This window comes from uncultured Cardiobacterium sp. (genome assembly GCF_938028185.1).
Classification (GTDB): domain Bacteria; phylum Pseudomonadota; class Gammaproteobacteria; order Cardiobacteriales; family Cardiobacteriaceae; genus Cardiobacterium.
Genome location: NZ_CALJAH010000268.1, coordinates 1 through 7,548, shown reverse-complemented (window position 1 = coordinate 7,548; position 7,548 = coordinate 1). Strand labels below are relative to the sequence as shown.

Annotated in this window: 10 protein-coding genes; 7 read left to right on the top strand and 3 right to left on the bottom strand. The window is 61.7% G+C overall.

Going from position 1 to position 7,548, the window contains the following annotated elements:
* A partial coding sequence (gene bamA, locus Q0349_RS07925) for an outer membrane protein assembly factor BamA (protein WP_298080329.1) occupies positions 1 to 2,186 on the bottom strand: 2,186 nt, incomplete at its 3' end.
* Positions 2,187 to 2,298: 112 nt separating this feature from the next.
* Between bamA and Q0349_RS07920 the strand changes: the two genes are divergently transcribed.
* Genes Q0349_RS07920 through Q0349_RS07905 form a run of 4 tightly spaced genes read left to right on the top strand, consistent with a single transcriptional unit; the run spans position 2,299 to position 4,177 of the window.
* Positions 2,299 to 2,661: a YbaN family protein gene (locus Q0349_RS07920; RefSeq protein ID WP_298080328.1), complete on the top strand. Its 363-nt coding sequence runs from the start codon at positions 2,299 to 2,301 to the stop codon at positions 2,659 to 2,661.
* Positions 2,654 to 3,307 carry a leucyl/phenylalanyl-tRNA--protein transferase gene (gene aat, locus Q0349_RS07915; protein ID WP_298080327.1) on the top strand — a complete coding sequence of 218 codons (654 nt, stop codon included), beginning with the start codon at positions 2,654 to 2,656 and terminating at the stop codon, positions 3,305 to 3,307. The genes Q0349_RS07920 and aat overlap by 8 nt, the downstream gene beginning before the upstream one ends.
* An 18-nt stretch (positions 3,308 to 3,325) precedes the next feature.
* Positions 3,326 to 3,868, top strand: coding sequence for an NADPH-dependent FMN reductase (locus tag Q0349_RS07910; protein WP_298080326.1), 543 nt, complete (start codon positions 3,326 to 3,328; stop codon positions 3,866 to 3,868).
* A 15-nt stretch (positions 3,869 to 3,883) separates the two neighbouring features.
* Entirely contained in the window at positions 3,884 to 4,177 is a 294-nt protein-coding gene (locus Q0349_RS07905; protein WP_298080325.1) for a YciI family protein, read from the top strand.
* Between the two features lie 55 nt (positions 4,178 to 4,232).
* Here Q0349_RS07905 and Q0349_RS07900 read toward each other — a convergent pair whose 3' ends face one another.
* Positions 4,233 to 4,766 carry a methylated-DNA--[protein]-cysteine S-methyltransferase gene (locus Q0349_RS07900; protein WP_298080324.1) on the bottom strand — a complete coding sequence of 178 codons (534 nt, stop codon included), beginning with the start codon at positions 4,764 to 4,766 and terminating at the stop codon, positions 4,233 to 4,235.
* Positions 4,767 to 4,843: 77 nt separating this feature from the next.
* Between Q0349_RS07900 and Q0349_RS07895 the strand changes: the two genes are divergently transcribed.
* From Q0349_RS07895 to Q0349_RS07885, 3 genes are all read left to right on the top strand, one after another.
* On the top strand, positions 4,844 to 5,659 hold the full coding sequence (locus Q0349_RS07895; protein ID WP_298080323.1) for a hypothetical protein: 816 nt from the start codon (positions 4,844 to 4,846) through the stop codon (positions 5,657 to 5,659).
* Positions 5,659 to 6,714: a homoserine O-succinyltransferase gene (locus Q0349_RS07890; RefSeq protein WP_298080322.1), complete on the top strand. Its 1,056-nt coding sequence runs from the start codon at positions 5,659 to 5,661 to the stop codon at positions 6,712 to 6,714. Before Q0349_RS07895 ends, Q0349_RS07890 begins: the two co-directional genes overlap by 1 nt.
* 248 nt (positions 6,715 to 6,962) lie before the next feature.
* Positions 6,963 to 7,187 (top strand): hypothetical protein, encoded by a 225-nt coding sequence (locus Q0349_RS07885; protein ID WP_298080321.1) that lies wholly within the window; start codon positions 6,963 to 6,965, stop codon positions 7,185 to 7,187.
* A gap of 173 nt (positions 7,188 to 7,360) precedes the next feature.
* On the opposite strand, the gene Q0349_RS07880 is transcribed toward Q0349_RS07885, so the two are convergent.
* A partial coding sequence (locus Q0349_RS07880) for a hypothetical protein (protein ID WP_298080320.1) occupies positions 7,361 to 7,548 on the bottom strand: 188 nt, incomplete at its 5' end.

The window sequence follows — 7,548 nt, the reverse complement described above, 5'->3', positions numbered from 1 at the left end:
ATGGGCGACATCCATTGCAGGAAGAGGCCGGTGGAGTAGCGGAATTCGCCCGCGTCAAAGTCGCCCACCTTGTTGTAAACGTTGCCGAAGTCGAGGAAGGTGCCAACGCGGACGTTGTTGGATTTTTCGCTGGTTTTCCACGGGGTCATGATTTCTATGCCGCCGGTGGTACGGAAGTCGCCGCCGCTGTTGTCGCCGTTTTTGTTTTGGGGGCGGGGCGAGCCGTATTCGTAGCCGCGCAGGGTGTTGAGGCCACCGGCGTAGTAGTGGCGGTAAAACGGCAGGCCGTCGGTTTTGCCGTAGCCGCCGCCGTAGCTGATGTCGCCGCGCAGGCCGACGAGCAGGGTGTTGTCGCTGTTGAGCGGGAAGTAGGTGCGGTTGCGGTAGCCGAGTTTGTAGTAGGTGTCGCCGCTGCCGGGCAGGGTGGCTTCGCCGCTGATGCGGTTCAGGCTGCCGGAGGTCGGCAGGTAGGTGTTGTCCTGGGTGTCTTTGCTCCAGGAGAGGGTGACGACGCCTTCGTTGTAGCGGCGACCGTTTTTGTTGAGGTAGTCGGTGATTTCGGAGGCGACGTCTTTGCCGGTGTTGATTTTGAGGTTGCGGAAACCGCCGCCGAAGTAGATGTTTTGGTATTCGGTGAGCGGGTAGCCGAAGGTGACGGTGGCGTCCATGGTGTCCGCCGCCCAGTCGGAGAGGCGTTCGCGGCGGTAGTTGGTTTTGGTGTAGTCGAAGGCGTAGTTGATGCTGACGCCGTCGGCGGTGAAGTAGGGGTCGGTGAAGTTGAAGCCGTAGCTTTCTTCGGAGGAGCTTTTGCCGAAGTTGATGCCGAGGCTGTTGCCGGTACCGAGGAAGTTGTCGTCGTTGTATTTGATGTTGAAGAGTGCGCCGCTGCTCTGGCCATAGCCGACGCCGCCTTCGATGCTGCTGGTGCTGCGTTCTTTGATTTTGTATTCGAGGTCAACCTGGTCGGGCGAGCCGGGGACGGGGTGGATTTCCTGCTCCAGCGATTCGACTTGCGGCAGGCGGCGCAGGCGTTCTTCGGAGCGGGCGACGTCCGAGCCGGAGAAGGGGCTGGCTTCTTGTTGGCGGAGTTCGCGGCGCAGTACGCGGTCGTAGGTTTTGTTGTTGCCGGTGAAGCCGATTTGGCGGACGTAGGTTTTGGTGCCGGGGGTGACGAGGATGTCGAGGTTGACTTCTCCGCTGAGTTTGTCCACGTCGGGCTCAACGTTGACTTGTGCCTGCGCGTAGCCTTCGTCGGAGAGGCGCATCCGCAGCGCGTCGGTGGTTTTGCGGATTTCGCTGCGGTTGTAGCGGTCGCCGTTTTTGAAGGTGACGAGGGATTCGAGTTCGGACTGCGGCACGATGAGGTCGCCCTTGAACTGGTGTCCCTTGACGCGGTAAACCTTGCCTTCATCAACGTTGATGGTGAGGTAGATCCACTGGCGGTCGGGCGAGAGCGAGACCTGGGTCGAGGTGACTTTGAAGTCCATGAAGCCGCGATCCTGGTAGAAGGATTCGAGGCGGTCGATATCGGCTTGCAGTTTGTCGCGGTCGTACTGGTCGGATTTGGTCAGCCAGGAGTTCCAGCGCGGGGTGGAGGTGTCAAACAGGCTGAGCAGTTGGCTGTCCGGGTAGATTTTGTTGCCGACGATGTCGATGTTTTTGATGCGGCTGGAGCGGCCTTCGCTGATGTTGAGGTCAATGGCGACGCGGCCACGCGGCAGTTGTCGCACCTGCGGGTCGATTTTTACCGCGTATTTGCTGCGTGCCTGGTATTGTTGGGTTAGCTCCTGTACCAGTTGTTGCAACATCTGCGGGTTGTACGCCTGCCCTTCGGTGATGCCGGCGGCGGAGAGCGCCTTTTGCAGGTCTTCGGATTTGAGATCGCGGTTGCCCTTGAGCTTGACCTCGGCGATGACCGGAAATTCTTCCACCTGCACCACCAGCACGTTGCCTTCGCGGGCAAGGCGCACCTGCGAGAAGAGGTTGGCCTTGTACAAGGCGTCAATCGCCTGCGCGCTGTTGTTCATGTCGAAGCGGTCGCCCGGCGCTACCGGCAGATAGGTGAAGACCGTCCCGGCGGAAATCCGCTGCAAACCTTCAATACGAATATCAGAAACCTGGAACGATTCGGCGAAAGCCGAAGCAGAAAAAAACAGGGCGGCGGCACAAGGGAAAACCCGCATCATCAGCGTGTTGCGCATAGAAAAAACCACATGGAAAAGAAAGGCGGCATAATAGCAAAGGGACGCGAAGACTGGCAACGCCGCACCGTCCCGCCCACCCCCAACCGAGTCGCCCATGCACCGACACCTCTGGAACCTTGCCGGGTTCCTCGCCTTCCTCCTCGGCCTTATCGGCCTGCTGCTGCCGGTCATGCCAACCGTGCCGTTTCTCATCGTTGCCGCCTGGTGCTGGGCGCGGGGCAGCCCGCGCTTCCACCGCTGGCTCACCGAACATCGCCATTTCGGCCCTGCCATCGCTGCCTGGAACGAAAACCGCGCCGTACCGCGCAGCGGCAAAATCGCCGCCAGCGCGATGCTCACCCTCTCCTTTGCCGTCCTCCTTGCCCTGTACAGCGACCGCTACCTTTACCTCATACTGCCCGCCGCGCTGATTGCCCTCGCCGTCATGCTCTGGGTCTGGAGCCTGCCCGATGCGTGACCCCCGCTACCGCTTCCCGCCCGCCGACAGCGCCGACGAACACGGCCTCGTCGCCCGCAGCAACTTCATCGACGCCGAAATGGCCTTTGCCGCGCACAGCCAAGGCATCTTCCCCTGGTACAACCCCGGCGAACCCATCCTCTGGTGGAGTCCCGACCCGCGCGCCATCATCCCCACCGCCGCCGTGCATACCAGCCGCTCCCTGCGCAAACTGATGCGGCGCACGAATTACCGCCTGACGCTGGACACCGCCTTCACCGCCGTCATCGACTACTGCGCCAGTTGCCACGGTGCGACCTGGATTACCGGCGAAATGCGGCAAACCTACCTCGCCCTGCACGAACAGGGGCGGGCGCACAGCTGCGAACTGTGGCAGGACGACGAACTCGTCGGCGGCCTCTACGGCGTCGCCCTCGAACGCATCTACTGCGGCGAATCCATGTTCAGCCTGCGCCCGTCCGCCTCAAAAATCGTCCTTGTCCGCCTCTGCGCCTGGCTTGCCGCGCAAGGCATCGACACCCTGGACACCCAGTTCCTCACGCCGCACCTTATCAGCATGGGTGCGGTGAACATCCCGCGCCGCGATTACCTCGCGCGCCTCACCGCCAACCCGGACAAACACCGGGGACACTGGCACATTACCTAAGCCAACCGGAGAACCCTCATGGCAAAAATCCTCTGCTTCTGCGCCAGCAACAGCCAGAAATCCCTCAACCACAACCTGCTCGCCGCCGCCTGCGACCTCGCCGACGGCCACGACAAAACCTACGCCGCGCTGCGCGACATCGACCTGCCGCTCTACAGCATTGATATTGAAAGCGAAGAAGGCTACCCCGAAGAAGCCCAAGCCTTCTATGAACTGGTCGAAGCGCACGACGCCGTTATCATCGCCTGCCCCGAACACAACGGCGCCATGCCCGCCGCCTTCAAAAACCTCATCGACTGGGGCAGCCGCTACGCCAACACGCAAAGCCACAAGCTCTTCGGCGACAAACCGGTGCTGCTGATCTCCACCTCGCCCGGCCCGAACGGCGGCGCAAGCAACCTCGCCCTGCTTGCCCAACTGCTGCCGTGGCAAGGCGCGAAAATCGTCGGTCAATACAGCCGGGGCAGCTACGGCGACCACTTTGACGCCGACGGCAAGGCCGACGCCGACACCCAAACCGCGTTGCGCGAAGCGCTGAAACCGCTGTTGGCGCAACTCTGAGAACAGCGAAACATCATGTACATCATCTCGCTGCACTACATCCGCCCGCTGGCCGACATCGAAGCGCACCTGCCCGCGCACATCGCCTACCTGGAGCGCTATTACGCCGCAGGCGTATTCCTCCTCTCCGGGCGCAAAGAACCGCGCGACGGCGGCATCATCATCCTGCGTGCACCAGACCGGGCGAGCGTAGAGCGCATCATCAGCGAAGACCCGTTCCACCAGCAACAACTGGCGGAATACACCATCACCCAATTCCTGCCGAGCAAAACCGCGACAGCACTGGAAAGCCTGCGCGAAACCGCCTGAACCCGACTTCGGCAAAGCCTCTGCACCACAAAAAACGCGCCACCCGGCGCGTTTCTCATGCCAACCCCAATTCCCTTGCACCCCGCTCCAGCGCCAGCAGCCGCGCCTTGATATAGAGCGCGGCCGTGCCGCCGTTATAGCCGGTGAGGCCGCCGTTTTTGCCAATCACCCGGTGGCAGGGGACGACCACCGACAGCGGATTGCTGCGGATGGCACCCGCCACCGCGCGGGTGGCGTTCACATTGCCGATGGCGCGGGCGATGTCCTGATAACTGCGCGTTTCGCCGCAGGGAATTTCCCGCAGCGCCTGCCAGACGCGCACCTGAAACGGCGTGCCAACCAGACGCAGCGGCAGGTCAAAACCGCGCCGCTTGCCGGTGAAAAACGCGGCCAGTTGCGCCGCAGTTTCCGCCAGCAGCGGCGTCGCCTGCTCCTGTAACGATGCGCCGAGCAAATGCGGCACGCGGCTGTCGCTACGGTGGCCATTGCTGGCAAGCAGCCAGTCGCAGAGAACCAGCTCGCCCTGCCAGTCACCAAGCAACAAATCGCCGGGCGGTGCGGGAAAAATTTGCGTAAAAAGAGAGACCATAAACAGCGATAAATTCCGTAAGAAGCAGGGACAGAATGCTAATATAGCGCGCGTTTTCAGTGCAAACGGAAGAAAAAATGCCCCCGATATCCCGCATCACCCTGATGGGCACCTCCGGCGTCGGCAAAACCACGCTGGCCACCCTGCTGCAAGGCGCCGGCTGGTTTCACTACTCCGGCGACTACCGCATCGCCACCCGTTACCTGAGCGAGCCGATTAGCGACTGGCTCACCGTGCTGGCGCGGCGCGAGCCGACCCTCGCGGCGCTGTTGCGCGACGACGCCGTCAGCGTCAAGGGCAAAGTCACCATCGAACGGCTGCACATCCTCTCCGCCTTCATCGGCAAACTGGGGCGCGACGGCTACGACGCGCGCACCTTCATTGAGCGGCAGCGCCTCTTCAGCGAAGCCGAACGCGCGGCGATGTACGACGTCCCCGCCTTCATCGAGCGCGCCGAGCGCCTCTACGGCTACAAGGCCTTTATTAACGACGCCGGTGGCAGCATCTGCGAAATCGACGACGACGCCCTCATACAAACCCTCGCCGCGCACACCCTCTTCGTCTATATCGACACCGACGAAGCGCTCTACGCCGAACTGGAAGCGCGCGCCATCGCCTACCCCAAACCCATCTGCTACCACGCCGCCTTCCTCCAACAAATGATCAGCGAATACAGCCTGATGAAAGGCGGCCTCACCCCTGACCGCTTCGAGTCCGACGACTTCATCCGCTTCGTCACCCCGAAAATGATGGCACACCGGCGCAAACGCTACCTGCAACTGGCCGCGCGCCACGGCGTCGTCCTCGGCGCACGCGACGTCTGGCAAGTGCGCGACGCCGCCGACTTTGATGAACTGCTCAACCGCGCCCGTGCCGCGCAAAGAGGCCAATAATGCCACTCGTCGCCCACCGCGAACTCGAAACCCTCGACCGCCTGCGCGCCGAAGGACAAGAAATCCTCGACATCCGCCGCGCCAGCCAGCAGGACATCCGCGAACTGCACATCGGCCTGCTGAACATCATGCCCGACGGCGCGCTGAAAGCGACCGAGCGCCAATTCCTGCGCCTCATCGGCAACTCCAACCGCATCGCGCAGTTCTACGTCCACATCTTCACCGTCCCCGGCGTACCGCGCAGCGCCGAAAACCAGGCCTACATCGACCGCCACTACGAACACTTCGACGACCTCGCCCGCGACGGCCTCGACGCCATCATCTTCACCGGCACCAACCCGATGCACGCCGACCTCGCGCAAGAAGCCTACTGGCCGCACGTGCAGCGCGTCTTCGACTGGGCGGACAAAAACGTCACCTCCGTCCTCTGCTCCTGCCTCGCCTCGCACCTCGCGCTCCAGCACTTCTACGGCATCACGCGGCAGCGCCGCGACGCCAAACTCTTTGGCGTGTACAGCCACCGCGTGCTCGACCGCAGCCACCCGATGCTCGCCAACATCAACACCCGCTTTGATATGCCGCACTCGCGCTGGAACGGCATCAGCGCCGCCCAACTCGAAGCGCACGGCCTGCCGGTACTGGTCGCGGGCGAAGAAAGCGGCGTGGCGATGGCAAGCTCGCCGGACGGCTTCCGCCAAATCTACTTCCAGGGGCACCCCGAATACGACCGCAGCAGCCTGCTCAAAGAATACCGGCGTGACCTCGGCCACTACCAGCAGGGCGTACAGCCGCAGCCGCCACAACCGCCGGAACACTACCTCACCCCCGCCGGACAACACATCCTGCGCGACTACCTCGCCTCAGGCCGCCCCATCAGCGACTTCCCCGAAGACCGCCTCGCCGAAGAAATAGAAGTCACCTGGCGCGACACCGCCAAGGCACTCTTTGCCAACTGGCTTGGCCTTGTCTATCAGCTCACCCACAAAGAGCGCCACCTGCAATACATGGACGGCATTGACTCCGCCGACCCGCTGGGACGGCTGAAGGGGCGTTGAGAAACGAATCCCGCCGCGCCCCCCTCCCCCTGTAGGGGCGGTTAGCGGGGAACGAGCGTAACCGCCCGTGATAACAAAATGGGCGATTACGGACACCGTCCTGACTGCCCCTACAGTTGCTACAGATTTACATACACCTTGAGCGCTCAAGCGTATGTAAACGACAAACCGCCAAACAGGAAAACGCGGACAGAAGCGCAAACCGCCCCGCCCGCCAAAAAAACCTCACCAAACCCACGAGAAACCCCATGACCAAAACCCTGCTCGCATCCCTCACTACCGCCCTCTTGCTCACCGCCTGCGCCAGAGGCGACACCACCGCCGCCGTCGGCTCGCACAACCTCTCCAAGGGCACCTGCACCGCCATCCACGCCGACGGCCACGAATACAAAGAAGAAATGACACAAAGCAACTGCCAAATGGTTGGTGGCAAATTCACCCCGCGCAACCGCAAAAAAATCATCTGGTTCTGAGCGCCTGTTCAACATCCCGCTGCGTGGGCCTCATGCACACTAAACCGCCCCAAGAAATCAGGAGGGAGTACTATCTGTGAGAGGATATCCCCATGAAGAAAAAAAGGCATATGGGACAAAAAAGGAGCTACTCATCACCAGACAGGGAGAAATAATCCTTTATAAACCTTACCTTATTCACCTTTCTCATCCCGTGATGACACCCCACTGCGCTTTAAGTCGGCAAATTTTCCGTCCAGCAGATTGGTCGTGTTGTGGATGCCCAAACCGTGATGCGCTCCATTTGAAAGGCCACCTTGCCGTTGCCTTTCAGCGTTAGCGCCAGCTGCCACAACGCCTTGCCAGCTGCCGTTTTCGGGTT